The sequence below is a fragment of the Streptomyces racemochromogenes genome, from assembly GCF_039535215.1.
GTDB classification, from domain to species: domain Bacteria; phylum Actinomycetota; class Actinomycetes; order Streptomycetales; family Streptomycetaceae; genus Streptomyces; species Streptomyces racemochromogenes.
The window spans coordinates 469,435-494,910 of record NZ_BAAAWT010000001.1 but is presented as its reverse complement, the minus strand read 5'-3'; the positions used below and the strand labels follow the sequence as shown (position 1 = coordinate 494,910).

The 25,476-nt window shown below is 74.3% G+C and carries 24 protein-coding genes; 17 read left to right on the top strand and 7 right to left on the bottom strand.

Annotated features, from left to right (window positions below; genetic code table 11):
- The first annotated feature begins 60 nt into the window (after positions 1-60).
- The 5 genes from ABD973_RS02315 (at position 61) to ABD973_RS02295 (ending at position 5,353) form a co-directional block, all read left to right on the top strand.
- Complete coding sequence (locus tag ABD973_RS02315; RefSeq protein ID WP_345498060.1) at positions 61-1,014, top strand: LysR substrate-binding domain-containing protein; 954 nt, start codon at positions 61-63, stop codon at positions 1,012-1,014.
- Between the two features lie 103 nt (positions 1,015-1,117).
- Positions 1,118-2,203 carry an S-(hydroxymethyl)mycothiol dehydrogenase gene (locus ABD973_RS02310; RefSeq protein WP_125823451.1) on the top strand — a complete coding sequence of 362 codons (1,086 nt, stop codon included), beginning with the start codon at positions 1,118-1,120 and terminating at the stop codon, positions 2,201-2,203.
- A gap of 141 nt (positions 2,204-2,344) precedes the next feature.
- Positions 2,345-3,655, top strand: coding sequence for an alpha/beta fold hydrolase (locus ABD973_RS02305; protein WP_125823452.1), 1,311 nt, complete (start codon positions 2,345-2,347; stop codon positions 3,653-3,655).
- A 46-nt stretch (positions 3,656-3,701) separates the two neighbouring features.
- A complete protein-coding gene (locus ABD973_RS02300) occupies positions 3,702-4,466 on the top strand; it encodes a PIG-L deacetylase family protein (protein WP_125600323.1) in 765 nt (254 codons plus the stop codon).
- A 53-nt stretch (positions 4,467-4,519) separates the two neighbouring features.
- Positions 4,520-5,353: an enoyl-CoA hydratase/isomerase family protein gene (locus tag ABD973_RS02295; protein ID WP_125823453.1), complete on the top strand. Its 834-nt coding sequence runs from the start codon at positions 4,520-4,522 to the stop codon at positions 5,351-5,353.
- Here the strand turns inward: ABD973_RS02295 and ABD973_RS02290 are convergent.
- The 3 genes from ABD973_RS02290 to ABD973_RS02280 form a co-directional block, all read right to left on the bottom strand.
- Positions 5,340-5,981 carry an SMI1/KNR4 family protein gene (locus ABD973_RS02290; protein ID WP_125823454.1) on the bottom strand — a complete coding sequence of 214 codons (642 nt, stop codon included), beginning with the start codon at positions 5,979-5,981 and terminating at the stop codon, positions 5,340-5,342. The genes ABD973_RS02295 and ABD973_RS02290 overlap by 14 nt on opposite strands.
- A gap of 78 nt (positions 5,982-6,059) precedes the next feature.
- On the bottom strand, positions 6,060-6,959 hold the full coding sequence (locus ABD973_RS02285) for an SDR family oxidoreductase (RefSeq protein ID WP_125823455.1): 900 nt from the start codon (positions 6,957-6,959) through the stop codon (positions 6,060-6,062).
- Between the two features lie 54 nt (positions 6,960-7,013).
- Positions 7,014-8,138 (bottom strand): hypothetical protein, encoded by a 1,125-nt coding sequence (locus ABD973_RS02280; protein WP_125823456.1) that lies wholly within the window; start codon positions 8,136-8,138, stop codon positions 7,014-7,016.
- 297 nt (positions 8,139-8,435) lie between these two features.
- Between ABD973_RS02280 and ABD973_RS02275 the strand changes: the two genes are divergently transcribed.
- The 5 genes from ABD973_RS02275 (at position 8,436) to ABD973_RS02255 (ending at position 13,124) form a co-directional block, all read left to right on the top strand.
- The gene (locus ABD973_RS02275; protein ID WP_345498054.1) at positions 8,436-9,413 is read left to right on the top strand and encodes an NADPH:quinone oxidoreductase family protein; all 978 of its coding nucleotides are present in this window, start codon (positions 8,436-8,438) and stop codon (positions 9,411-9,413) included.
- Positions 9,410-10,600 carry an acyl-CoA dehydrogenase family protein gene (locus ABD973_RS02270; RefSeq protein WP_125823458.1) on the top strand — a complete coding sequence of 397 codons (1,191 nt, stop codon included), beginning with the start codon at positions 9,410-9,412 and terminating at the stop codon, positions 10,598-10,600. The genes ABD973_RS02275 and ABD973_RS02270 overlap by 4 nt, the downstream gene beginning before the upstream one ends.
- The gene (locus ABD973_RS02265; protein WP_345498051.1) at positions 10,597-11,736 is read left to right on the top strand and encodes an acyl-CoA dehydrogenase family protein; all 1,140 of its coding nucleotides are present in this window, start codon (positions 10,597-10,599) and stop codon (positions 11,734-11,736) included. Before ABD973_RS02270 ends, ABD973_RS02265 begins: the two co-directional genes overlap by 4 nt.
- A 129-nt stretch (positions 11,737-11,865) precedes the next feature.
- Complete coding sequence (locus ABD973_RS02260; RefSeq protein ID WP_125823460.1) at positions 11,866-12,234, top strand: tyrosinase family oxidase copper chaperone; 369 nt, start codon at positions 11,866-11,868, stop codon at positions 12,232-12,234.
- Between the two features lie 26 nt (positions 12,235-12,260).
- A complete protein-coding gene (locus tag ABD973_RS02255; protein WP_125603765.1) occupies positions 12,261-13,124 on the top strand; it encodes a tyrosinase family protein in 864 nt (287 codons plus the stop codon).
- A gap of 117 nt (positions 13,125-13,241) precedes the next feature.
- Here ABD973_RS02255 and ABD973_RS02250 read toward each other — a convergent pair whose 3' ends face one another.
- On the bottom strand, positions 13,242-13,529 hold the full coding sequence (locus tag ABD973_RS02250; RefSeq protein ID WP_125603764.1) for a chaplin: 288 nt from the start codon (positions 13,527-13,529) through the stop codon (positions 13,242-13,244).
- Positions 13,530-13,828: 299 nt separating this feature from the next.
- Between ABD973_RS02250 and ABD973_RS02245 the strand changes: the two genes are divergently transcribed.
- Positions 13,829-15,283 carry a carboxylesterase/lipase family protein gene (locus tag ABD973_RS02245; protein WP_345498045.1) on the top strand — a complete coding sequence of 485 codons (1,455 nt, stop codon included), beginning with the start codon at positions 13,829-13,831 and terminating at the stop codon, positions 15,281-15,283.
- Here the strand turns inward: ABD973_RS02245 and ABD973_RS02240 are convergent.
- On the bottom strand, positions 15,261-16,712 hold the full coding sequence (locus ABD973_RS02240; RefSeq protein ID WP_345498043.1) for an alpha/beta hydrolase: 1,452 nt from the start codon (positions 16,710-16,712) through the stop codon (positions 15,261-15,263). The two genes, ABD973_RS02245 and ABD973_RS02240, sit on opposite strands and share 23 nt — an antisense overlap.
- A 264-nt stretch (positions 16,713-16,976) precedes the next feature.
- Here ABD973_RS02240 and ABD973_RS02235 point away from each other — a divergent pair, with 264 nt between their 5' ends.
- The 3 genes from ABD973_RS02235 to ABD973_RS02225 are packed head-to-tail and all read left to right on the top strand — an operon-like array spanning position 16,977 to position 20,206.
- On the top strand, positions 16,977-17,867 hold the full coding sequence (locus ABD973_RS02235; RefSeq protein ID WP_125823462.1) for an alkaline phosphatase family protein: 891 nt from the start codon (positions 16,977-16,979) through the stop codon (positions 17,865-17,867).
- A 2-nt stretch (positions 17,868-17,869) separates the two neighbouring features.
- Positions 17,870-19,156, top strand: coding sequence for an MFS transporter (locus ABD973_RS02230; protein ID WP_125823463.1), 1,287 nt, complete (start codon positions 17,870-17,872; stop codon positions 19,154-19,156).
- Between the two features lie 24 nt (positions 19,157-19,180).
- The gene (locus tag ABD973_RS02225; protein ID WP_345498039.1) at positions 19,181-20,206 is read left to right on the top strand and encodes a TolB family protein; all 1,026 of its coding nucleotides are present in this window, start codon (positions 19,181-19,183) and stop codon (positions 20,204-20,206) included.
- 46 nt (positions 20,207-20,252) lie between these two features.
- On the opposite strand, the gene ABD973_RS02220 is transcribed toward ABD973_RS02225, so the two are convergent.
- Positions 20,253-20,939, bottom strand: a complete 687-nt coding sequence (locus ABD973_RS02220) for a GNAT family N-acetyltransferase (RefSeq protein ID WP_125603023.1) — start codon at positions 20,937-20,939, stop codon at positions 20,253-20,255.
- 140 nt (positions 20,940-21,079) lie between these two features.
- Here ABD973_RS02220 and ABD973_RS02215 point away from each other — a divergent pair, with 140 nt between their 5' ends.
- From ABD973_RS02215 to ABD973_RS02205, 3 genes are all read left to right on the top strand, one after another.
- Positions 21,080-21,889: an alpha/beta fold hydrolase gene (locus ABD973_RS02215; protein ID WP_345498036.1), complete on the top strand. Its 810-nt coding sequence runs from the start codon at positions 21,080-21,082 to the stop codon at positions 21,887-21,889.
- 89 nt (positions 21,890-21,978) lie between these two features.
- Entirely contained in the window at positions 21,979-22,827 is an 849-nt protein-coding gene (locus ABD973_RS02210) for an alpha/beta fold hydrolase (RefSeq protein WP_345498034.1), read from the top strand.
- A gap of 12 nt (positions 22,828-22,839) precedes the next feature.
- Positions 22,840-23,526: a (2Fe-2S)-binding protein gene (locus ABD973_RS02205; protein ID WP_345498032.1), complete on the top strand. Its 687-nt coding sequence runs from the start codon at positions 22,840-22,842 to the stop codon at positions 23,524-23,526.
- Positions 23,527-23,591: 65 nt separating this feature from the next.
- On the opposite strand, the gene ABD973_RS02200 is transcribed toward ABD973_RS02205, so the two are convergent.
- On the bottom strand, positions 23,592-25,361 hold the full coding sequence (locus ABD973_RS02200; RefSeq protein ID WP_125824301.1) for a S8 family serine peptidase: 1,770 nt from the start codon (positions 25,359-25,361) through the stop codon (positions 23,592-23,594).
- Positions 25,362-25,476 lie beyond the last annotated feature (115 nt).

Below are 25,476 nucleotides of genomic sequence, written 5' to 3'. Positions count from 1 at the left end.
TCGCCCGGACCGAGCGCCGAATCCAGTTCGCATTTCTTCGCTGATCCGTAAGCTGAGCCGATGCTCGACGTCCGCCGCCTGCGCCTGCTGCGGGAACTCGCCCGCCGGGGCACCATCGCCGCCGTGGCCGAGGCCCTCGCCTTCAGCCCCTCCGCCGTCTCCCAGCAGCTGGCCGTCCTCGAACGCGAGGCCGGCCTGCCCCTGCTGGAACGAACCGGCCGCCGCGTCCGCCTCACCCCGGCCGCCCAGAACCTCGTGCGCCACGCCGAGGCCGTCCTGGAGCGCCTGGAGCAGGCCGACGCCGACCTCGCGGAGGCCCGCAGCGGCCTCGCCGGAGTCCTGCGCGTCGGCTCCTTCCCCACCGCCACCCGCGCCATCGTCCCGGCCGCCCTGGTCCACCTGGCCCGGCGCCACCCGGGGCTGGAGCCGAGGATCCGCGAGACCGACCCGGCCGCCGTCGCGCACGCGCTGCGGGCCGGGGACCTGGACGTGGCCCTGGTGCACGAGTACGACTTCGTCCCCGCGCCGCCGGAGCCGGGACTGGGCACCCGCCCGCTGTACGGGGAGGCGATGTACCTGGCGGCCCCCGCGGCCCCGCCCCCCGCGGCCACCCGGGCCGCCCCGGCGCCGGACGGCGGCTCCGACCAGGGCGCGGTCCTGCGCACCCACCAGGACGAGCCGTGGATCACCGCCACCCCCGGGACCCTCTGCCACGCCATGACCGTACGGGCCTGCCAGGCGGCCGGGTTCACCCCCCGGATCCGGCACGAGGTCGACGAGTTCGACACCGTCCTCGCGCTGGTCGCGGCCGGGCAGGGGGTGGCCGTCGTCCCCCAGCTCGGAATGACCGGATCCGCGGACCCCGCCATCACCCTCACCCGGCTGCACATGGAACGCCGCACCAAGGTCGCCTTCCGCAGCGGCGCGGCCGCCCACCCCGCCGTCGCCGCCTTCACCGCCGCGCTGCGCGCCTGCGTACCGCCGGATCTGGCCGGAACCGGAAGCGGGGGGTGACGCGAAGGCCCGCACAACTCCCTTGGACAGCCGCGCCCGTGTACGTTCGATGATCCAGACCGATCCGGCCGATCGGACCGATCCGAACAGAACGGGGTACGACGTGACACATCGCGTACGAGGGGTCATCGCGCGGAGCAAGGGCGCACCGGTGGAGACGACCACGATCCTCGTGCCCGACCCGGGGCCCGGCGAAGCCCTCGTAAAGATCCAGGCCTGCGGGGTCTGTCACACCGACCTGCACTACCGCGAGGGCGGCATCAACGACGAGTTCCCCTTCCTCCTCGGCCACGAGGCCGCGGGCGTCGTCGAGTCCGTCGGCCCCGACGTCACCTCCGTCGCCCCCGGCGACTTCGTGGTCCTCAACTGGCGTGCGGTGTGCGGCGCCTGCCGGGCCTGCAAGCGCGGCCGGCCCTGGTACTGCTTCAACACCCACAACGCCACCCAGCCCATGACGCTGGAGGACGGCACCCCGCTCTCCCCGGCCCTGGGCATCGGGGCCTTCGCCGAGAAGACCCTCGTCGCCGCCGGTCAGTGCACCAAGGTGGACCCCGCCGCATCGCCGGCCGCCGCCGGACTGCTCGGCTGCGGCGTGATGGCGGGCCTGGGCGCCGCCCTGAACACCGGCAACGTCGGGCGGGGCGACTCGGTCGCCGTCATCGGCTGCGGGGGAGTGGGCAACGCGGCCGTCGCCGGCGCGCGGCTGGCCGGCGCCTCGCGGATCATCGCCGTGGACCTGGACGAGCGGAAGCTGGAGTGGGCGCGCGGCCTCGGCGCCACCCATACCGTCAACGGGCGCACCGAGGACGTGGTCAAGGCGATCCAGGAGCTGACCGGCGGGAACGGCGCGGACGTGGTCATCGAGGCCGTCGGCCGCCCGGAGACCTACCGGCAGGCCTTCTACGCCCGCGACCTGGCCGGCACCGTGGTCCTGGTCGGCGTACCGACACCCGAGATGCGGCTCGAACTCCCGCTCCTGGACGTCTTCGGGCGCGGCGGCGCCCTCAAGTCCTCCTGGTACGGCGACTGCCTGCCCGAGCGCGACTTCCCGCTGCTGGTCGACCTGTACCTCCAGGGCCGGCTCGACCTCGACGCGTTCGTCTCCGAGACCATCCCGCTCGACGGGGTGGAGGACGCCTTCGCCCGCATGGAGCGCGGCGAGGTGCTCCGCTCCGTGGTGGTCTTCTGACCCGCCGCCCCGGGGCCCGGCCAGGGGCCCCGGGGCACGGGGCATAAACTCGGCCGGGACGTCAGCCCCGGCCACGGGCCCCGCCGCGATCCGGCGAAGGCGCGGGGAGGGGGATCCGCACCCACACCCCAGGGGCCGTCCGTGACCCTCCCGCGCAGCTACCGCCAGCCCGGTGTCGTCCTGACCGACCACCACTTCACCGTGCCGCTCGACCACGACCGCCCCGGCGGCGAACGGATCGAGCTGTACGCCCGCGAGGTCGTCGCCCACGACAAGGACCCCGAGCGGCTGCCCTGGCTGCTGTACCTGGAGGGCGGACCCGGCTTCGGGGCGCGGCGGTTCACCGGACGCCAGGCCTGGCTGGAGCGGGCCCTCGCCGACCACCGGGTGCTCCTCCTGGACCAGCGCGGCACCGGCCGCTCCACCCCCCTCAACCGGCAGACCCTGCCCGCGCGCGGCACGCCCGACCAGCAGGCTGCCCACCTCACGCACTTCCGCGCCGACTCCATCGTGCGCGATGCCGAGGCCATCCGCCCCGCCCTGACCGGCGGCGCGCCGTGGACCGTGCTCGGCCAGAGCTTCGGCGGGTTCTGCGCCACCCACTACCTCTCCACCGCGCCCGAGGGCCTGGCCGCCGCCCTGATCACCGGCGGGCTGCCCTCCCTCCACGCCACCGCCGCCGAGGTGTACGAGGCCGCGTACCCGCGCGTCGAGCGCAAGAACCTCGCCCACTACGCCCGCTACCCGATGGACGTCGAGCGCGCCCGCCGCATCGCCGCCCACCTCGCCGAGCGCCCCGCCGAACTCCCCGGCGGCTACCGGCTCACCACCGAGGCCTTCCAGTCCCTGGGCCTGATGCTCGGCGCCGGCGACGGCAGCCACCAGCTGCACTACCTCCTGGAGGACGCCTTCGTCACCACCCCGGCGGGCCCCGCCCTCTCGGACGCCTTCCTGCACGCCGTCCACGCCCACCTCTCCTTCGCGGGCCACCCCCTCTACGCCCTGCTCCACGAGGCGATCTACGCCCAGGACCCGGCGGCCCCCACCGACTGGGCCGCCGAGCGGGTCCGCGCCGCGCACCCCCGCTTCGACGCCGCGAAGGCCCTCGCGGGCGACGGCCCCGTGCTCTTCACCGGCGAGAGCATCCACCCCTGGCACTTCACCAGTGACCCGGCCCTCGCCCCCCTCCGCGAGACGGCCGACGTGCTGGCGTCCCGCACCGGCTGGGAGCCCCTCTACGACCCGGCCCGGCTCGCCGCCAACGAGGTCCCGGTGGCGGCCGCGGTCTACCACGACGACATGTACGTGGACACCGCCCACTCGCTGGCCACGGCCCGCGCCGTCCGCGGCCTGCGGACCTGGGTGACGGACGAGTTCGAACACGACGGCCTCCGCGCGGGGGGCCCCCGCGTCCTGGACCGGCTGCTGTCCCTGGTCCGCGACGAGGTCTAGAGGTGCGTGCGGGCCCGGCGGGGGTACGTCGCCTAAGGTGCGGCGTATGACCGAACAAGCTGAGCAGCAGCCGCCCTTGCAGCCGATGCCCGCCGACTGGCGGCGCGCCCTCGCGGTGGTCGCGCACCCCGACGACCTGGAGTACGGCTGCGCCGCCGCCATCGCCGAGTGGACGGACGGCGGCCGCGAGGTCGCCTACCTCCTGGCCACGCGCGGCGAGGCGGGCATCGACGGGGTCGCCCCGGACGAGTGCGGCCCGCTGCGCGAGGCCGAGCAGCGGGCGAGCGCGGCGGTCGTCGGGGTCTCCACCGTGGAGTTCCTCGACCACCGCGACGGCGTCGTCGAGTACGGACTCGGCCTGCGCCGGGACATCGCGGCGGCCATCCGGCGGCACCGCCCCGAGCTGGTGATCACCCTCAACCACCGTGACACCTGGGGCGGGGTGGGCGGCGGCGGGTACTGGAACACCCCCGACCACAAGGCCGTCGGCCGGGCCGTCCTGGACGCCGCCGCCGACGCGGGCAACCGGTGGATCTTCCCCGAGCTCGTCTCCGAGCAGGGCCTGGAGCCGTGGGACGGGGTGCGCTGGGTCGCGGTGGCGAACACCACCACGCCCACCCACGCCGTCGACGCCGGCCCCGGGCTGGAGCGCGCCATCCGGTCCCTGCTGGAGCACAAGGCGTACATCTCCGCGCTGACCGACCAGGACCCCGAGGAGTACGTGCGCGCCTTCCTCACCGGCAACGTCCAGCAGACCGCCGCCCGCTTCGGCGGCCGTCCGGCGGTGCCGTTCGAGGTCTTCCCCCGCTGACCGGACCCCCCTAAGCTGACGCTCCGTCAGTCGGCTTGGGGGTGGGGTACCCGGTGATCGACACGCTCGGCAGGCAGGTGGGCGAGGGCGCGGAGCGCATCCGGCTGGACGTCGAGGACGGCATCGCGCTCCTCACCCTCTGCCGCCCCGACAAGCTCAACGGCTGGAGCTGGGAGTCCACCCGCCAGCTGGGCCTGCTCGCCGACCGGATCCGCTTCGACCCGGACGTGCGCGCGGTCCTGCTGCGCGCACAGGGCCGGGCCTTCTGCGCGGGCATCGACGTGACCGCCCCCGGCGGCGCCATCACCGGTGACTCCGCGGCCGAACGGGCCCGGAACTACTACGAGGGCATCCGCTGGGTACACGAGCGCTTCTCGGTCCTCGCGCGCCTGCCACAGCCGGTCGTCGCCGCCGTCCAGGGCTACTGCCTGGGCTTCGGCTTCGAACTGGCCCTGATGGCCGACATCCGGATCGCCGCCGACGACGCGGTCTTCGCCCTGCCCGAGGCCCAGCTGGGCGTGGCGGTGGACGCGGGCGGCGACCTGCGCATCGCCAGGGAGGCCGGAGCCGGCTGGGCCAAGTTCCTCGCCCTGACCGGCCGCCGGATCGACGCGGCCACCGCCGAGCGCCTGGGCCTGGTCCAACTGGTCGTCCCCCGGGCGGGACTGGAGGCGGAGGCCCGCGCCCTGACCGCCGAGATCGCGGCGAACGCCCCGCTCGCCGTCCAGGGCATCAAGCGCTCGATCGACGCCTACGCGGACGCCGCCCTGCCCGCCGCCCTGGACCGGGTGGCCATGACGGCGGCCCTCACCCTCACCTCCGAGGACGCCGCGGAGGGCTACGGGGCCAAGGCCGCCCGCCGGCCCCCGCGGTTCAGGGGAGCGTGACCGGCGGGGTCCCGCCGTCGGGCCGGCGCAGGGCGCGGAAGCCCAGGTACTCCGCGTACATCAGATCGGCGAAGGACTCGTGCCGCTCCGGACCGGATCCGCTCCAGCTGGAGAACCGGTACGCCGCCCACTCGCCCTCGGCGCTGACGTCGCCGGGGTCGAGGATCAGCCAGGTCTGGTCCCCCTCCAGGGATATCTGGACCGCCCGGCCCCACCGCGCGGACTCGTACGGCACGGACCCCGCCTCCGCGTCCTCCTCGTCATCGTCCCCGCCCTCGTCCGCGTCCTCCTGGTCCTCCTCCTCGGCGAGGTCCTCCTGCTCCCACTCGCTGAGCATCTCGTACAGGTGCTCCGTCCGTTCCCGCAGCGGCCCCACCTCCGCCGCCGGGGCGAGCAGTTCCACGAACTCCCCGGCCCACCGCCAGCCGTCGGTGACTTCCAGGAAGGAGCGGTACGAAGCCGGCAGATCGAGCCCCAGCCTGGCTTCGAGCGCCGCTATCCGCTCCGGCGGAGCGGGGTCGAAGCCCAGCCAGCCGAGGGGCGGCTCCGCGGGGGCCTCGGCGCGCAGGGCCGTCTCCCGCTCGGCGCTCCAGGCGCGCAGGAAGGGTTCCCAGTCGTCGGTCTTCATGCCCCGATGGTGCCGCACGCCACTGACAACGCCTCCACTGACAACGCCTCCACTGACAACCCCTGCACTGACAACGCCTCACGGCTGGAACGGCCCGCGCCCCAGCTGCTCGCGCACCGGCACCACCTCGGGCTGGACCAGCGCCCGCCGCTGCCAGTTCGCCCCGTCGACCACCAGCGTGTGGCCGGTGACGAAACGGGCGTAGGGCGAGGCGAGGAAGGTGGCGGCCCAGCCCAGTTCGCGCGGGGCGCCCACCCGCAGGGCGGGCTGCCGGGAGTCCTTGGAGTCCGGGGCGGCCCGCTCCAGCCCCTCCCGGATGTCCTGCGGCATGTCGGCGTGCGGGAACAGGCCGGGCACCAGCCCGTTGACGCGGATGCCGTACGGGCCCCACTCCACGGCGAGGGTCTCCACCAGGTTCTTCACCCCGGCCTTCGCGGCGGCGCTGTGGGCGAAGCCGGGCCCGCCGGTCCAGGCGTACGAGGCGCCGACGCTGACGATCGCCCCCGGGCTGCCCGCACCGAGGTGACGCCGGCCGAACTCGCGGGTCATGAACCAGGTCCCGGTCAGGGTGGTGTCGACCACCGCCCGCCAGGCGTTCGGGGACAGGTCCTCGGCGGGGCTGGGGAAGTTCGCCGCGGCGTTGTTGACCAGCACGTCCGGCAGTCCCAGCGCGGCCCCGGCGGCGTCGAAGACGTCCGCCACCCGCTCGGGGTCCCGGATGTCGCAGACCGCGGCCGCCACCCGGCCCGCCCCGGGCACGGCCGCCAGCTCCTCGCGCGCCGCCTCCAGCTGCCCGGCACGGCGCCCCGCGATCAGCAGGTCGGCGCCGAGCCGGGCGAACTCGGCGGCGATGGCCTTGCCCAGCCCGGTGCCGCCACCGGTCACGAGGACCACCTGGCCCGCGTACGTGCCGGCGGGCAGGGCGGCGGCGCCCAGCGGAGGCGGCGCGGGCAGGCCGCGCTGGATCTCGTCCGTCATGGGGGCATCGATAGCGCGCCGGGGCGCAGACCGCCATGCCCGTGACGCAGGCCGCTACTTCGGCAGGTACGCCTGCTTCGTCGCGCAGGTCCAGATCACCGGCTTCAGCGTGCCGCCCGCGTTGACGGCCGCGCCGCCGACCCGGCCGTCGTCGGCGGCCGACGAGGCGGCGCTGGCCTGGTTCGCGGCGAGCCGCGGCAGGGCGAGCACGGGCCCGGTGCCCGTCCACAGTTGCGCCTGGTCGGGCAGGGTCTGGATGTCCGGGTGGAACTTGGCGGTGCCGACGGACACGCCGGTCGTCGGGCTGACGGCCTCGAAGGTGCCGTAGGGGTGGGTCTTCAGCGCGCCGGGGGCGCCGACGGGCCCGGTGTAGGGCGGGGTCCAGGTCACCGGCCGGAACTGGTAGCCCATGCCGTACCAGTCGTAGCCGACGACGCGGCCGCTCTCGTCGATGTCCTGCACCCAGCTGTCGTTGGAGGTGCGGGACAGGGCCCTGGCCGGTCCGCCGTCGCCGGGCCAGAGGACGGGGTAGCTGCCCTCCAGGTGCTGGCCGGTCTCCGGGACCTCGTAGTCCTCGCGCGCCATGCCGATGACGTCGCCCTTGTTGTTGATGCCGGAGACCAGCTCGATCCGGGTGCCGGGCGCCGCGTCGGCGGGCACGGCCAGGTCGCGTACCTTCAGGCCGTCCTTCCACACGGCGCCCGCGCCCGGACGGGTGCGCGAGACGACGTAGCCGGCGTCGTTGACGTCGGCGTCGTCGGACAGCCAGTCGCTGCCCGGGAGCCGCCTGGCCGTGGCATCGCCCGCCCGGTAGGTGAAGAGGTAGCCGTCGGCGCCGTGGGTGGCGCCGACCATCAGGCCGCTCTTGTTCACGGCGAGCACCGCGCCCGGAAGGGCGTCGGGCAGCGGGACCTGGTGGAGCCGGGTGCCGGTCCAGTAGACGGGCTTGCCGCCGGAGACGCCGACGGACAGGGTGCCCGTGCCGAGGCCGAGGACCCCTTCGGTCTGCTCGTTGCCCACGTTGTACCCGCCGGTGCCGATGGAGCCGAGGACCTGGATCCGGGGTGTGCAGGACGGTGCGGCCGCGGCCGGTCCGGCGGCGGTGACGATCCCGGCCAGGACGAGGGCGGCGGTGGCCGCCGCGCCGGTCCGGCGCGTGCGGGTGCGTGTGCTGTTCATCGTTCGGTTCCCCCTGTGGTGTGGGCGTGCGCAGAGGCGCGCCCGGAGCGGTCGGCTCCGGGCGCGCGGAATCCCCTGGTGCGTCATATGCCCTGTGCGAGCGGCCCGTTGATGTTATCTACGGATACGGGTGTTCACCCGTGGTTCGTCCGTCCGATTTCCGGAACGGGCGGGCGGGCCCGCCGCGGGGCCGGGATGCGCCCGCAGGGGATGGCGGGGACGAGGGTTCCCAAGGGGGCAAGCGACCGCTTAGTATGCCGCCGAGCGTGGTCCCTCGACGGCGGCTGGAGGCCCCGGATGCAGGCATGGCGAGTACACACGACCGGCGAACCCCGCGAGGCCATGCGCCTCGAAGAGGTGCCCGAACCCGTGCCCGGCGAGGGCGAAATGAAACTCCGCGTCCTCGCGGCGAACGTCAACTTCCCCGACGCGCTCCTCGTCCGCGGCCAGTACCAGATCCGCCCGCCCCTGCCCTTCACCCCGGGCGTCGAGGTCTGCGGCCTGACCGAGGACGGCCGCCGCGTCATCGCCAACCCGAGCCTGCCCCACGGCGGCCTCGCCGAGTACGTCACCGCCCCCGCCCGCGCCCTGCTGCCCGCCCCCGACGCCCTGGACGACGCCGAGGCCGCCGCCCTGCACATCGGCTACCAGACCGGGTGGTTCGGCCTCCACCGCAGGGCCCGCCTCCAGCGCGGCGAGACCCTGCTCGTGCACGCCGCCGCCGGCGGCGTCGGCAGCGCCGCCGTCCAGCTCGGCAAGGCCGCCGGAGCCACCGTCATCGGCGTCGTCGGCGGCAAGGCCAAGGCCCGCACCGCCGAGGAACTCGGCTGCGACCTCGTCATCGACCGCACCACCGAGGACGTCGTCGCCCGCGTCAAGGAGTTCACCGGCGGACACGGCGCCGACGTCGCCTACGACCCCGTCGGCGGCGACGCCTACACCGCCTCCGCCAAGTGCGCGGCCTTCGAGGGCCGCATCGTCGTCGTCGGCTTCGCCGGCGGCACCGTCCCGGCCCCCGCCCTCAACCACGCCCTGATCAAGAACTACTCCGTCCTCGGCCTGCACTGGGGGCTGTACGCGGCGAAGGACCCCGGCGCGATCCTCGCCTGCCACACCGAACTCACCCGCCTCGCCACCGACGGCGCGATCAAACCCCTGGTCAGCGAACGCGTCCCGCTCGACCGGGCCGCCGACGCCGTCCAGCGCGTCGCCGACGGCACCACCACCGGCCGGCTGGTCGTCGTACCGTCCCGGGACCGCGGAGCCGCCCGATGACCGCCGACGCCGAAGACCTCCGCGCCCGCACCCGCGCCCTCCTCGCCGCGCACCCGCCCGCCGCCACCGCCCCCGCGGACTTCCTCCGCGCCCGCTTCGACGCCGGCCTCGCCTGGGTCCACTACCCCGAGGGCCTCGGCGGGCTGGGCGCGCCCCGCACCCTCCAGACCGCCGTGGACGCCGAACTGGAGGCCGCCGGAGCCCCCGACAACGACCCCCGCCGGATCGGCATCGGCCTCGGCATGGCCGCGCCCACCATCCTCGCCCACGGCACCGAGGAGCAGAAGGCCCGCTTCCTGCGCCCCCTCTGGCTGGGGGAGGAGGTCTGGTGCCAGCTCTTCAGCGAACCCGGAGCCGGCTCCGACCTCGCCGCCCTCGGCACCCGCGCCGTCCTCGACGAGGAGGCCGGGGAATGGGTGGTCGACGGCCAGAAGGTGTGGACCTCCAGCGCCCACACCGCCCGCTGGGCCATCCTCCTCGCCCGCACCGACCCGGACCTCCCCAAGCACCAGGGCATCACCTACTTTCTGTGCGACATGCACGCCCCCGGCGTCGAGGTCCGCCCGCTGCGCCAGATCACCGGCGAGGCCGAGTTCAACGAGGTGTTCCTCACCGGCGTCCGCATCCCCGACACCCACCGCCTCGGCGCCGTCGGCCAGGGCTGGGCCGTCGCCCGCACCACCCTGATGAACGAACGCGTCTCCATCGGCGGCATGCGGATCCCGCGCGAGGGCGGCATGATCGCCCCCGTCGCCGCCGCCTGGCGCGAACGCCCCGAGCTGCGCACCCACGCCCTGCACCAGCGGCTGCTCGAACTGTGGGTCGAGTCCGAGGTGGCCCGCCTCACCGGCGAACGGCTGCGCCAGCAGCTCGCCGCCGGCCGGCCCGGCCCCGAGGGCAGCGGCATGAAGCTCACCTTCGCCCGCCTCAACCAGGAGATCAGCGGACTGGAGCTGGAACTCCTCGGCGAGGAGGGCCTCCTGTACGGCGACTGGACCATGAGCCGCCCCGAGACCGTCGACTTCACCGGCCGCGACGCCGGCTACCGCTACCTGCGCGCCAAGGGCAACAGCATCGAGGGCGGCACCAGCGAGATCCTCCTCAACATCGTCGCCGAACGCGTCCTCGGCCTGCCCCCCGAACCGCGCGACGACAAGGACACCGCCTGGAAGGACCTCTCCCGATGACGACGCAGCCCGCCCCGGCGGCCCCCAGCGCCCCCTACGACCTGCTCTACTCGCAGACCGAGGAGGAGCTCCGCGCCGCCGTACGCGCCCTGCTCACCGACCGCTGCGCCCCCGCCGGCGTCCTGGCCCGGGCCGAGACCGGCCGCCCCCACGACCCCGAGCTGTGGCGGACCCTCGCCGCCGGGATCGGCGCCGCCGGCCTGCTCGTCCCCGAGAAGCTCGGCGGGGCGGGCGCGACCCACCGCGAGGCCGCCGTCGTCCTGGAGGAACTGGGCCGGTCCGTCGCCCCCGTGCCGTACCTGACGTCCTGCGTCCTCGCGACGGAGATCCTGCTCGCCGTCGCCTGCGACAACGCCGACGCCGCCGCCCTGGTCGCGGAGGCCGCCTCCGGCGGGCTGGTCTGCGTCCCCGCCCTCCCCCTCACCCTGGCCCCCGGCGCGCCCCTGCCGGCGCCGGTCCACGACGGCGGCGGCGGGGTGCTCAGCGGCACCGTCACCTCGGTCGCGGACGCGGTCGCCGCCGACGTCCTGCTGGTCCAGGCCGACACCGGGCTGTACGCCGTCCCCGCCGACCGCGCCGCCCTCACCCCCCGGGTCCCCCTGGACCTCACCCGGCCCCTCGCCGACGTCACCCTCGACGGCGCCGCCGCCACCCGCCTCGCGGACCCCGCCAGCGCCCGCGCAGCCGTCGCCGGAGCACTGCTGTCCGGCGCCGGACTGCTCGCCTCGGAGCAGCTCGGGCTCGCCGAGTGGTGCCTGACCGAGACCGTCGCGTACGTACGGGAGCGCCACCAGTTCAACCGCCCCGTCGGTTCCTTCCAGGCGCTCAAGCACCGCCTCGCCCGGCTGTGGCTGGACGTGGCCTCCGCCCGGGCGGCCGCCCGCGCCGCCGCCGACGCCCTGGCCACCGGCGCCCCGGACGCCCCGCTCACGGTCGCCGTCGCGCAGGCGTACTGCTCGGGGGTCGCCGTCCGCGCGGCCGAGGAATGCGTCCAGCTCCACGGCGGCATCGGCATGACCTGGGAACACCCCGCCCACCTCTACCTCAAGCGCGCCAAGGCCGACTCCCTGGCGCTCGGCACCGCCGGCCACCACCGCGGCCTGGTCGCCGACTTCGCGGAACTCCCGGCGCCCTGACCCGCCGGGCGGGGACCGCCCCGCCCGGCTCCACCCGAAGCCCCCCGAGACACCCCGGGTGACAGGTGACCTCGCACGGCCGCTCCTCGTTGGACAGGCGAACACCGCCCGCCGAGCGAGGGAGACCGTATGTACGCAGCACCCGCCGCCCCACTGACCCGCCGCGCGGTCCTGCGTACGGCCTTCGGCGCGGCCGTGGCCGGCGGCGTGGCCGCGGCCCTGGCCCCCGTACTGCGCGCCCGGGGCCCCCGCCAGACCCTCACCCCGGCCCCCCTCGCCGAGGAGACGTACCGCGGCCGCCACATCAGCGTCGACCTCGCCTCCGCGCAGGTCCGCATCGACGGCCGGCCCCTGCACGTCATGCGGCGCGCCGACGGGACCTACCTCAGCGGGGTCAACCACTTCCAGTCCTACGGGACCCCGCTGGAACTCGCCCGCGCGGCCGTCGACGAACTCGGCACCAGCCAACTGGCCCTCGCGGCACCGCACCACGGCTGACGGACGGGAACGGGAGGAGCCCCGCGTTGTACACCCGGCAGAACCAGAAGAACCTGACCAGCGCCCAGAAGAAGCGGTTCACGGCCGCCCTGCTGGAACTCAAGCGCAACGGCGTCTACGACGACTTCGTCCGCACCCACGGCACCTACTTCGTGCCCGACCGGGACCGGAAGCTGCGCGTCGGGCACATGTCCCCGTCGTTCTTCCCCTGGCACCGCCGCTACCTGCTGGAGTTCGAGCGGCGGCTGCGGGCCGTCGACCCGCAGGTCTCCATCCCGTACTGGGACTGGACCACCGACAACAGTCCCGTCTCCTCCCTCTGGGCCGAGGACTTCCTCGGCGGCACCGGCCGGGAGGGCGACCGCCAGGTGACCACGGGCCCCTTCGCCTACGCGCGGGGCAACTGGACGGTCACCGTCGGGGTCAGCGAGGCCCCGTTCCTCACCCGCAACCTGGGCCGGCCCGCCAGCCCGATCACCCTGCCGACCGCCGCCGAACTCCAGTGGGCGCTCGACGACCCCGTCTACGACTCCGCGCCCTGGGACTCCACCGCCCGCGAAGGCGGCTTCCGCAACAAGCTGGAGGGGTGGGCCGCGCCCCGGAGCGAGCGCTGGCGCAACCACAACAAGGTCCACCAGTGGATCGGCGGCCACATGACCGGCGGCACGGCCCCCAACGACCCCGCCTTCTGGCTGCACCACGCCTTCGTGGACCTGCTCTGGGACCGCTGGCAGCAGCGGCACCCCGGCTCCGGCTACCTTCCGGCGGCCCCGCTGGAACTGGGCGACCTGCAGCGCGGCCGGGTCATCTCCCTCGACGAGCCGATGCCGCCGTGGGACGTCACCCCGCGCGAGATGCTGGGACACCGGGGCGTCTACCGCTACGAGTGACCGCCGGCTCCCCGAGTACGCGGGGGGCCGGGCCCCGTATCCGTACGCGGACACGGAAAGGGCCCCCGCCGGGTGGCGGGGGCCCTTCAGCCGGTCAGGCTCAGGCGGGCGAGAGGGTCACTCGCCGTAGCTGCCGCCCTCGGTGTGGTGCTTGTCGCCGCCGCCGGAGGCGTTGACGCAGGTGTTGCCGAAGGCCGGGTTCAGCAGGGCGATCACGTTGACGGTGTTGCCGCAGACGTTGACCGGGATGTGGACCGGGACCTGGACCACGTTGCCGGACCCGACACCGGGGGAGCCGACCGCCGCACCGTGCGCTCCGGCATCGGCGACAGCCAGACCCGCACCCGCGGCCACGGCGGTGCCCGCCACAGCGGTGATGGCGAATGCCTTCGCGATACGCGACATCAAGATCTCCTCATGGGATGTGGGGCGCCGCATTCCTGCGGCGCGTGACATGGCGTACAACGCGGTGGGAGCCGAGTGGTCACGGTCCGTTCGGCTACCGGGTGACACGAAAACGGACAGAGCCGGAGTACGACCGCACCCGAGTGACCGTTTCCCGGCCGCTTCCGGCCCGCTTCCCGCCCGCACGAGCGACACTCCCGGCCCGGCGCGATCCGCCCGCACGACCCGATCGTGCCTTGTCAGGCCATGGACGCCTGTGCGACGGTGCCCGGGAGGACACCCTGGCGAGGAGAGCACGGATGAGCGCAGCGGGCGGCGGACGACCCCGGGCCGGTACCGGACACGGCGTCGTGGAGGGCCGCTGGGAGGGTGACGGGATCGCCGTCTTCCGGGGGATCCCGTACGCCGCCGCGCCCGTCGGTCCCCGCCGGTTCGACGCCCCGCGGCCCCCGGCCGCGTGGGACGGCGTACGCGACGCCGGGGCGTTCGGGCCCACCGCGCCCAAGGTGCCCTACCCGCCGGCCTTCGCCGCTCTGCTGCCCGATCCGAAGGTCCCCGGCGCGAACTGCCTGAACCTGAACGTCTGGACCCCGTACCCGGCTCCCGGGGCCGGCCTGCCCGTCATGGTGTGGCTGCACGGCGGCGCCCACACCCGGGGCTCCTCGGCCGTCCCCGTCTACGACGGCTCGGCGTTCGCCCGCGACGGGATCGTGCTGGTCTCGGTCAACTTCCGGCTCGGCGTCCTCGGTTACGGGCTCTTCCCCGACGCGCCCGCCAACCGGGGCCTGCTCGACCAGATCGCCGCCCTCGCCTGGGTGCGGGACAACATCGCGGCCTTCGGCGGCGACCCCGCCCGGGTCACCGTCTTCGGGGAGTCCGCCGGCGCCATCAGCGTCGGCGCCCTGCTCGGCGCGCCGGCCGCCGAGGGCCTCTTCGCCCGGGCGGCCCTGCAGAGCGGCGCCCCCGAGGCGCTGCCGCGCGACGGGGTGCGGACCATGGTGCGGCGGATGGCCTCGCTCCTCAAGGTGCCCGCCACCGCACGGGCCTTCGCGGGGGTGGGCCTGCCCGCGCTGCTCGCCGCCCAGGCGGCGGTGCTGCGGCGGTCCTCCCCGGTGCTGGGCGGTGCCGCCTTCGGGCTGGTCACCGACCCGGACTCGCTGCCCGCCGACCCGCTGGAGGCCGCCTGCGCCTCGAAGGTGCCGCTGCTGCTGGGCTGGACCGCCCAGGAACACCGGCTGTGGCTCGCGCCGACCGGCGGCGGGCGGCTCCTGGACCGGCTCGGTCCGGCAGCCGTGGCGCTGGGCCGGCTGCGCGGCGGCAAGGACCGGGCGGCCGTACGGGCGCTGCGCGCCGCGCTGCCCGGGGCCACCCCGGCCGACCTCGCGGGGCACCTGGTCACCGACCGGCTGCTGCGCGACCCCCTGCGCAGGCTCGCCGGGGCGCCGCGCCCGGCTCCGAGCCACCTCTACGAGTTCCGCTGGCCCAGCGGCGTACCGGGCCTGGGCGCCTGCCACGCCCTGGAGCTGGGGTTCGTCTTCGACACCCTGGGGGTCCCGGAGTCGACGTGGCTGGCCGGACCGGACGCCCCGCAGGAGCTGGCCGACGAGATGCACGGGGCCTGGGTCCGCTTCGCGGCCACCGGGGACCCCGGCTGGGCGCCCTGGGACGGCGACGGCCCGCCGAAGTTCTTCGACGGGCCGGAGCCGGAGGCAGGACGGGGCGCGGAGGCCGTTACTCCACTGGTCCTTCCATGACCTTGCTGATGAACTCCATCGGTCCCAGGCCCATGTTGGGGACGTAGGTCTTGGCGTTGTGCTGGCCGCCGGGGATCACCCTCAGGCTGGTGTGGATCGGGCCCTTGGTGTACGTCTGGACGAACTTCTGCACGTCCGGGAGCGTCTTCTTGTTGCTCTCGTTGTCGCCGACCTGGAAGGCCAGGTAGACGTCCGGGCCCTTCTTGTCGATGAGCTGCTTGGCGAGGAGCTCCGGGTTGTTCTCGGCCTTCTCCTTGTCGTGGCCCTTCCACAGGGAGGAGTCCGGGACGATGTCGGGGCCGGAGGCGATCACGGCCTTGAACTTGTCCGGGTGCTTCAGCACGGCCTTCAGGCCGGCGAAGCCGCCGGTGGAGGAGCCCATGAAGGCCCAGCCGTCACGGGACTTGACGGTGCGGAAGTTCTCCCGCATCAGGTCCGGGACGTCCTCGGTCAGCCAGGTGCCCATCTTGGGCTGGCCGGGGATGTCGGAGCCGTCCCAGTAGACGCCCCCGTCGTCCGGCGCCGGGTTCAGCACCGGCATGGCGAGGATGAAGGGCTTGCCCTTGCCCTCGTGGTACCACTTGCTGATGCTCGTCTGGAGGCCCAGGTCGGTGCCCATCCAGTAGTTGCCGGGGAAGCCGGGGCCGCCCGGCAGGGCGATCATGACCGGGAAGCCGCTCTTGGCGAACTTGGGGTCGCTGTACTCCTTGGGCGCCCACACCCAGACCTTGCCCGTGAAGCCGGACTTCTTGCCGGTGACGGTGGCGACGCCGATCTGCGTGCCGTCGCTCAGCGTCGAGGTGTTCTTGAACTCGGTCTTCGGGCCGGTGGGCATCGACATCTTCGAGTTCGGCGCCGGCTTGGCCGCGCCGTTCTTGTCGCCGGCGGCGGGCCCGCCGAAGGAGACGTCCTTGCCCTTGTCGGTGAAGGGGGGTATCTCGAAGTAGGCCATCGTGCCCGCCGCGATGCCGCCGAGGGCCAGGACGGTGACGCCCGCGATGATCCAGCGCTTCACCTTGGACTTGCGGCGGGGCTCCTCGCCGTAGGGCGGCTCGGAGTAGCCGTACTGCTGCTGCTCGTACGGGGGCTGGCCCGGGCCCGGCTGGTACCCCTGGCCGGGGCGCTGCTGGTCGAAGCGGGGCGGCTCGTAGTCGGGGCGCTCGTAGCGGGGCTGGGCCTGCGTGGGCTCGTCGAAGCCGCCGGGGCGGTACTGGTCCTGGCCCTGCGGGGGCCGGGGCGGCTGCGGACGGCCCTGCGGCGGGCCGCCGTGGGGGCCGGCCCCCTGCGGGGCGCGGCCGTACGGCTGCTGGGGCCGGCCGCCCTGGGGCGCGTACTGCGGCGGGCCCTGCTGTCGGCCTTGCTGCCGGCCGGGCTGCTGCCCGTGCGGCCGGTACGGCGGCTGGTCCTGGCCGTCGGGTTCGTACGACATGTGCGGTGGCTCTCCGGCTGTTGCTGCCCCGTCTGGGGATGGTCTGCTTCCGTTCGAATGATGAGCGAAAGCGCTGCTGGGTTCCTCATTTTTACTTCTCTTGGGATTTCGTGGAGAAGGTCATTACCCGTCACCCACGGTGCCCCCCGTGTTCCCTTCCCGTTATCCAAGCATCCCTGGCTCATGCACATGGCGGTGGGTATGGTGCGTCCGCGCCGCCACCCCAGACCCCCGCACCTTCCCCACGCCCGGAGGTACGTCCCCATGTTTGGCATGACCATTTCACGACCTCGCCGCAGGACCGCCCTCGCCACCGCCTTCGGCGCCACCGCCGCCGGAGCCGCGCTCTGGGCCGGCATCGGCACGGCCCAGCCCGCGCACGCGGCCGGCCTGCCCGCCCCCGACCACACCGTCGTCGTGGTCTTCGAGAACCACGCCTACAACCAGGTCGTCGGCAGCTCCAGCGCCCCCTACATCAACTCCCTCAAGGCCGGGGGTGCCAACCTCACCAACTCCTACGGCATCACCCACCCCAGCCAGCCCAACTACCTCCAGCTGTTCTCCGGCTCCAACCAGGGCGTCACCGGCGACAGCTGCTACACCCCCGGCTTCAGCTCCGCCCCCAACCTCGCCTCCGAGCTGATAGCCGCCGGCAAGAGCTGGGGCAGCTACAACGAGGGCCTGCCCAGCCAGGGCTCCACCACCTGCTCCAGCGGCAGGTACGCCCGCAAGCACAACCCCTGGTTCGCCTTCTCCAACGTGCCCACCGGCACGGCGAAGACGATGGCCCAGTTCCCCACCGACTTCACCACCCTCCCCAAGGTGTCCTTCGTCGTCCCCGACCTGTGCAACGACATGCACGACTGCTCCGTCGGCACCGGCGACACCTGGCTCAAGAACAACCTCAAGGCCTACGCGGACTGGGCCAAGACCCACAACAGCCTCCTCGTCGTCACCTTCGACGAGGACAACCGGCTCGCCGGCAACAAGATCCCGACCGTCCTCTACGGCCAGCCCGTCACCCCCGGCTCCACCTCCTCCACCACCTACAACCACTACGACGTGCTGCGGACCCTGGAGGGCCTGGCCGGGCTGACCACCCACGCCGGGAACGCCGCCACCGCCAAGGACATCACGGGGATCTGGGCCTCCTGACCATGTACGTCGCGGACAGTCGCGGTACCCCCGCCCCGGCCGAGCCGCAGGCCGCCGCCCCGGGCACTCCTCCAGCCACCGCTGGGGGGACCCACAGCCCGGGGCGGCGCGCCGCCCTCGCCCCCACGGTCCTCGCCCTCGGCACCGTCTCCCTGATCACCGACGTCTCCTCCGAGATGGTCACGGCCGTGCTCCCGCTCTACCTCGTCGCCGGACTCGGGCTCAGCCCCCTCGGCTTCGGCCTGCTCGACGGCCTCTACAACGGCGTCAGCGCCCTGGTCCGGCTCACCGGCGGCCACCTCGGCGACCGCCTCGGCCGCCACAAGGCGCTCGCCGGGATCGGCTACGGCCTCTCCGCCCTGTGCAAGCCGCTGCTGCTGCTCGCCCACACCCTGCCCGCCATCGGCGCCGTCCTCGCCCTCGACCGCACCGGCAAGGGCCTGCGCACCGCCCCCCGCGACGCGCTGATCTCCCTGGCCGCCGCCCCCGCCGAACGCGGCCGCGCCTTCGGCGTCCACCGCGCGATGGACACCGCCGGCGCCCTGATCGGACCGGTCCTCGCCTTCCTGATCCTGCGCGGCGCCGCCGACGGCTACGACGCCGTCTTCACCGTCAGCGCCTGCGTGGCCGCGCTCGGCGTCCTGGTGCTCGTCCTCTTCGTACCCGGCCGGCGCACCACCCCCGCCACGGCCGCCCCCGTCTCCCTGCGCGGCGCCCTCGGCCTGCTGCGCGTCCGCGACCTGCGCCGGACCGGCCTCTGCGCCCTCCTGCTGGGCCTGTGCACCGTCAGCGACGCCTTCGTCTTCCTGCTGCTGCAACGGGCCGCGGGGATCGCCGACCGCTGGTTCGCGCTCCTCCCGCTGGGCACCGCCGCCGCGTTCTTCCTGCTGGCCCTGCCGCTGGGCCGGCTCGCCGACCGCGCCGGCCGCCGCACCGTCTTCCTCGGCGGCCACCTCGCCCTGCTCGCCGTGTACGCCCTGCTGCTCACCGGCGCCCAGCACCCGGTGCTGCCCTACGCGGTGCTCCTGCTGCACGGCGGCTTCTACGCCGCCACCGACGGGGTGCTCATGGCCGAGGCCGCCGGAGCCGTCCCCGAGGAACACCGGGGCGGCGGGCTCGCCCTCGTCCAGACCGGCCAGGCACTCGCCCGGTTCGCCGCCTCCCTCGGCTTCGGCGCCGCCTGGACCCTCTGGGGTGCCCGGCCCGCCCTCGCCGTCGCCGCGGTCCTGCTCGCCGCGGCCCTCGCCGGATGCCTGTGGCTGCGGCCCGCCGCCGCCCCGCAGGCCTGATCCCCCCGTCCCCGAAAGGCCCCCATGACCCTCCAGCGCCGGATCCTGATCCTGTTCACCGCCGTCCTGCTGCTCGCCGGGGTGGGGGTGTCCGCCGTCGTGCGGGCCTCCTCGCGCGCCGCGGAGAAGGACCAGGCCCGCGCCGGCGGGCCACGGGTCACCCCGGGCGAGGTGTCCCTGGCCCCGGGCGGCGGCAGCCGGATGGTCTTCCGGAACATGGCCTGGGGCCCGCACCGCGACGAGCTCGCCACCGTCCCGGCCGACGCGCCCGGGGGTCCCCGTACCGCCTCCGGCGTCAGCTGCCTGCGCTTCCACGCCGCGGCCGGCACCGGAATCTGCCTGCGGGCGGACAAGGGCGGGGTCCAGGAGAGCTACCGGGCCGTCGTCCTCGACGCCGCCCTCAAGGAGGTGTCGACGCACCCGCTCGCCGGGATCCCCACCCGCGCCCGGGTCTCGCCCGGCGGGCGCCTCGCCGCCTGGACCGTCTTCGTCGGCGGGGACTCGTACGCGGGCACGGACTTCTCCACCCGCACCTCGCTGCTCGACCTGCGCACCGGGAAGCTGGACGCCTCCCTGGAGGACTTCACGGTCCTCAAGGACGGCAAGGAGTACCGCAACGCCGACGTGAACTTCTGGGGCGTGACCTTCACCGCCGACGAGAAGGCCTTCTACGCGACCCTGGCCACCGGCGGCACGACCCACCTGGTCCGCGGGGACCTGGCCGCCCGGACGGTCACCACCCTCCGGGAGAACCTGGAGTGCCCCTCGCTGTCCCCCGACGGGACGCGGCTGGTGTTCAAGAAGCGGGTGCCCGGACTGCCCGCCGAGGCGCCGTGGCGGCTGTACGCGCTGGACCTGGCCTCGATGCGGGAGACCCCGCTCGCCGAGGAGCGCAGCGTCGACGACCAGGTGGTGTGGCGCGACGACCGGACCCTCGTCTACTCCCTGCCGGGCGACTTCGGAGCCGACCTGTACACGCTGCCCGCCGACGGGAGCGGCGCCCCCGTCCGCCTGGCGGACTCGGCCCTCGCCCCGGCCTTCCTCGGCTGAACCAGCGGGGGAAGGGCGGGACGGGGGCCGGGGCGCAGCAGGACCGTTACGCCGGGATCAGCGTCCGGCGCCGGCGGCGGCGCGGGGCGGCGCTGGAGAGCCGCAGCTCGATGACCGACCGGACGGTGGGCCACTCCTCGTCGAGGACCGAGTAGAAGGCCGTGCTGCGCACCGCTCCGTCGAGCCCCCGCGAATGGGCCCGGCGGACCCCCTCGCAGGTGAAGCCGAGGCGTTCCATCGCGGCCCGCGAGCGCCCGTTGCGGGCGTCCGCGCGCAGCGAGATCCGCCGCACGCCCCAGGTCTCGAAGGCGTGGCGCAGCATGAGCAGCTTCGCCTCGGTGTTGATCCCGGTGCCCTGGGCGCCCGGGGACAGCCAGGTGTTCCCGATCTCGGCGGCATCGGGGATCGCCGTCGCCGGATCACCGAAGGGGACCCCGGGGACGGCGGGCCACACCAGCGGACCCTGCCAGTAGTCGAGTTCCAGGAAGCGGGTCGAACCGACCACCCGACCGTCAGTGGCTCTGACGACGGCGAACGCGAGCGATCGACCCGCCGCCTGATCGGAGAGGGCACGGTCGATGTACTCGTGGGACGCCTGCAACCCGTGCGGAACGGGAGTGAAGGCGTAAGTCGTACGATCCTCGGCCCCGGCCACGGCCAGGGCCTCGGTGTGGTGGGGGGCGAGGGGCTCGAGCCGCACGGAGCGGCCCGCGAGGAGTACGGGTACGGGCACGGAGCCTTCGGTCCTTCTGGGCGGTGGGGTGGTTGCACAGTGTGCGCTCCTGACGTCACCCCCCGCGCAAAACGCGAGTGAAAGGCAACGGGCTGTCAGGTGAACGCGAGTGGCTCAATGTAGCTCCTTAAACTCCTCTCATGAACCCCCAATTTGGCAATGGCGCGGCATCGTTTTGGGATGACTTCGGTCCCGGGGGTGCGCAGCCCGTCCTGCTGGTCCACGGACACCCGTTCAACCGGTCCATGTGGGCCCCGCAGGCGGCGGCGCTGGCGGCCGCCGGCTACCGGGTCATAGCCCCTGACCTGCGGGGATACGGGGAGAACCCGGCGGTCGGCGAGCGGACCCTGCTCGCGGACTTCGCCGACGACCTGGCCGCTCTGTGCCGCCGCCTGGAAATCGAACGGGTGGTCGTCGGAGGAGTTTCCATGGGCGGGCAGATCGCGCTCGAGCTCCGGTTGCGCCACCCGGGTCTGGTGGGGGCCCTCGTGCTCTGCGACACCTCCCCCCTTCCGGAGTCAGGGGACGGCAGGGATTTCCGCCGGAAGCTCGCCGAACGGCTCCTCGCGGAGGGTATGCGTCCGTATACCGAAGAGGTCATTGACAAGATGCTGGCGCCCTACAACGTCACCGGCCAGCCGGAGGCCGCCGCCCGGGTCACCGCCATGATGTGCGCCACCGACCCCCGGGGAGCGGCGGCGGCCCTGCGCGGGCGGGCCGAGCGGCCCGACTACCGGCCCGTGCTCGCCGCCCTGCCCCAGGAGGTTCCCTGCCTGGTGCTGGTCGGCGCGGACGACGTCTACACCCCGGTCGCCGAGGCCGAGGCGATGTGCGCGCTCGTACCGCACGCCCGGCTGGCCGTGATCGAGCGGGCCGGGCACCTGCCGGGGGTGGAGCAGCCGGAGGCCGTCAACCGGGCCCTGCTGGAGTTCCTCGCCACCCTGCCGTGAGCGCTGCTCCGCGGTGGCGGTCGTCGCGCCCGTTCCGCCGTCGATGAACGCCCTGGCCGCGCACGGGCGGCGGGGCTAGGTTGGCCGTCATGCGCGAAGTGATCTTGGAAAACGGCCGGAAGCTGGCGGTCGAGGAGTGGGGCGTGCCCGGTGGTACGCCGGTCGTCTACCTCCACGGCAGCCCGATGAGCCGGCTGGCCCGGCACCCGGACGGTTCGCTGTTCCGCGAGCTCGGCGTACGGCTGATCACCTACGACCGGCCGGGCTTCGGCTGTTCCACCGCGTCCGAGGGGCGCCGGGTCGTCGACGCCGCGGCCGACGTGGCGGCCGTCGCCGACGCGCTCGGGCTGGACCGCTTCGCGGTGCTCGGGGTCTCCGGGGGCGGACCGCACGCGCTGGCGTGCGCCGCCGTGCATCCCGGACGCGTCACCCGGGCGGGAGTGCTGGCGAGCCTGGCGCCGCGGGACGCGGCCGGGCTGGAGTGGACCGCCGGCATGAACGAGGGCAACCGCCGCAGCGCCGCGGCCGCCCTGACCGGGCGGGCCGCCGTCCTGGAGCACCTCGCGAACGTCGGTACGGCCGGCCTGCCGCCGCTGCCGGAGGTGGAGCGGGAGGTCCTCTCCCGGCCGGACGTCAGCGCGATGCTGGGCGCGGCCTTCGCCGAAGCGGTCCGCCCGGGGCTGGACGGCTGGGTGGACGACGTCATGGCGCTCTTCGGCACCGGCTGGGGGTTCGACCCGGCGGCCGTCCAGGTGCCGGTGCGGCTCTGGCACGGCGGCCTGGACACCCTCGTCCCGCCCGCCCACGGCGAGTGGCTGGCCGCGCGCATCCCGGGCGCGGGCCTGCGGTTGCAGGCGGATGCCGGGCACGGCGGACATTTCGACGCCACCCCCGCGATGCTCGGCTGGCTCGCCGACGGCGCCGGCCGGCCCGCCTGAGAACATCCGGGGATGGACATGGACGACGTACTGCGCCGGCTGGCCGCCGTCGGGCCCTTCTTCTCCGTCCCGTACGGCGCCGAACCGCCCGGACCGGGCTTCCGGCCGCTCGCGGAGCTCTACGGGGAGCGGCTGGGCCCCTACGTCGAGGAGGTGGGCCGCCGGACCCGCAGCGGCCCGGGGCGGGTCGCCGCCTCCACCGCCCAGTTCGGGATCGCCTCCCGGCTGTGGTCGCTGGGCCTCGGCTGCGCCGCCCTGTCCGGGCGGCTGCCGGACCTGGACCCCGGCCGGGTGTGGTGGCGGCTGCCCGCGGCGGGCTCGCTGGAGCTCTGGCTGCCCGAGCCGGCCGCGGACCTGCCCGCCGACGCCCTCGGGGAGAGCGTCCTCGGGAACCTCGCCCACCTGGACGCCGCCCTGCGGGAGCGGTACGGGGTCTCCGGCAAGGTGCTGCGCGGCAACGCCGCCTCCGGGCTGGTCGGCGCCCTGCGCGTGCTGCTCGACCGGGTCCCCGCCGAGGAGGGCGCAGCGGCGGTGGAGCTGGCGGGCGGCCTCCTCGCCGACGGCGGGGCGCTGACCGGTAGCGGCTCCTTGATCCACGAACCCGGGCTGGGCGTGGCCTTCGTACGGCGCAGCTGCTGCCTCTACTACCGGGTGCCGGGCGGCGGGCTCTGCGGGGACTGCGTGCTGCGCACCCGGTGACGCGACGAAGGGCCGCCGGGGAGCGGACGTACCGCTTCCCGACGGCCCCTTGGCGGCTGGGCGTCCTAGAAGGTGAGGTTCCAGGAGTCGATCTTGCCGGTGTCGCCGCCCGCGTTGTCGTTCACACGGAGCTTCCAGGTGCCGTTCGCGACCTCGGAGGAGGCGTTGACGGTGTAGGTCTGGTTGATGTTGTCCGTGCTGCCGCCGGCCCGGTTGTGGACCGTGTAGACGGTGCCGTCCGGGGCGACCAGGTCGACCTTCAGGTCACCGATGTAGGTGTGCGCGATGTTCACGCCGACCTTGAGGGTGGCCGGGGCGTTGCCGGTCACACCGGTGACGGTGATCGGGCTCTCGACCGTGGTGTTGTCGCCGATGGCGAAGTCCGCGGTGTTCTCGAAGTACTTGCCGGCCGGGGGAGTGGAGCCGCCGACCGCCTTCAGCGCGTCGACCTGGCCCTCGCCGAAGAAGGCGTTGTTGGCCGCGGTACCGGTGCAGCGGTTGTCCGACGGGCAGGGGATGTCGTTGGCCTGGGTGGCCAGCCGGTCGCGGATCTGCGCCGGGGACAGCGCCGGGTTGGCGCTGGCCATCAGCGCGGCGACGCCCACCACGTGCGGGGTGGCCATCGAGGTGCCGCTCTTGGAGCCGTACTTGCCGCCGGGCAGCGTGGAGTAGACGTCCTGGCCCGGGGCCGCGACGTCGATGACGCCCTGGCCGAAGTTGGAGAACGAGGCCTTGGTGGTGCCGGTGCCGTTCGCCGCGACCGTGACCACGCCGGGCAGTTCGGTCGGGATGTCGACGCAGGCGTTGGTGATGGTGCGGGTGACCGGCGTCGAGTCGTTCGGGCTCGCCGTGTCGGTCGTCTTGTGGGCGAGGTCGTAGTTCTCGTTGCCCGCCGCGGCGATCTGGAGCGAGCCCTTGCCCTCGGCGTACGCCTGGGCGCGGTTGACGCCCTCGATGATGGCGGCCTGGTCGAGGTTGTCCGGGCAGTTGAACTGCCACGGGTCGGTGTAGTAGCTGTTGTTGGTGACCTTGAAACCGTGGTCACCGGCCCACACGAACCCGCAGATGGTGTTCTCGGCGAAGAAGAGCGAGCTGGTCGGCTCCGCGATGCGGACCGAGGAGATCTTCACGCCCGGGGCGACGCCGACGACGCCCTTGCCGTTCTTGGACGCGGCCACCGTGCCGGCGACGTGCGTGCCGTGGTCGCCGACGTCGCGCCAGGCGCCGGCGCGGGTGTCGGGCTTGCCGTAGGCGCAGGAGACCGAGTCGGCGGCGTTGAAGTTCGGCGCCAGGTCCTGGTGCTGGTCGTCCACACCGGTGTCGAGGATGCCGACCTTGACGGCGGCCGAACCGGCGTTGACGGCCCAGGCCTGGTCCGCCTTGATCTGGCTCATGTCGGCGCGGACCGGCTCGCCGGCCGGGGTCGTCGACTGGGCCGGGTTGGCGGGCAGCGCCGGGTTGTAGGCGTCGGCCGGGACGTCCGAGGTACGGGTGGCGCCGACCTTCTGGACCCCGCTGACCCCGCGCATCGTCTGCGCGAAGGTGCCGGAGGCCGAGTGGGCGACGATCACGCCGATGGCGTCGTAGTACGAGAAGACCGTGCCGCCGTTGGCGGTCACGGCCGAGCGCACTGCCGAGCTGTCACCGGGGGCGGTGATCACGAGGTAGGCGCGGGTGCCGGCGGCCCAGGTCGCACTCTGGGAAGCCGGGGCCGCAGCCTTGGGGGCCGCCGCCGTGGCGGAGGCCGGGGAGCCGGAGGGACCGACGGGAGCGGTGCCGGCGAGCGCGGCGGGAGCTCCGAAGGTGAGGGCGGCGCCGAGGGCGGCCGCCAGCACCATCGCACGTCGAGGTCGGCTGGATATGTGGGGTATCAATGCGTCCTCCGATGACGGCCCGGCGGTGCTGGTGGCACCTACCGGGCCGTACGAAACGAGTGGTGGACGCAAGATG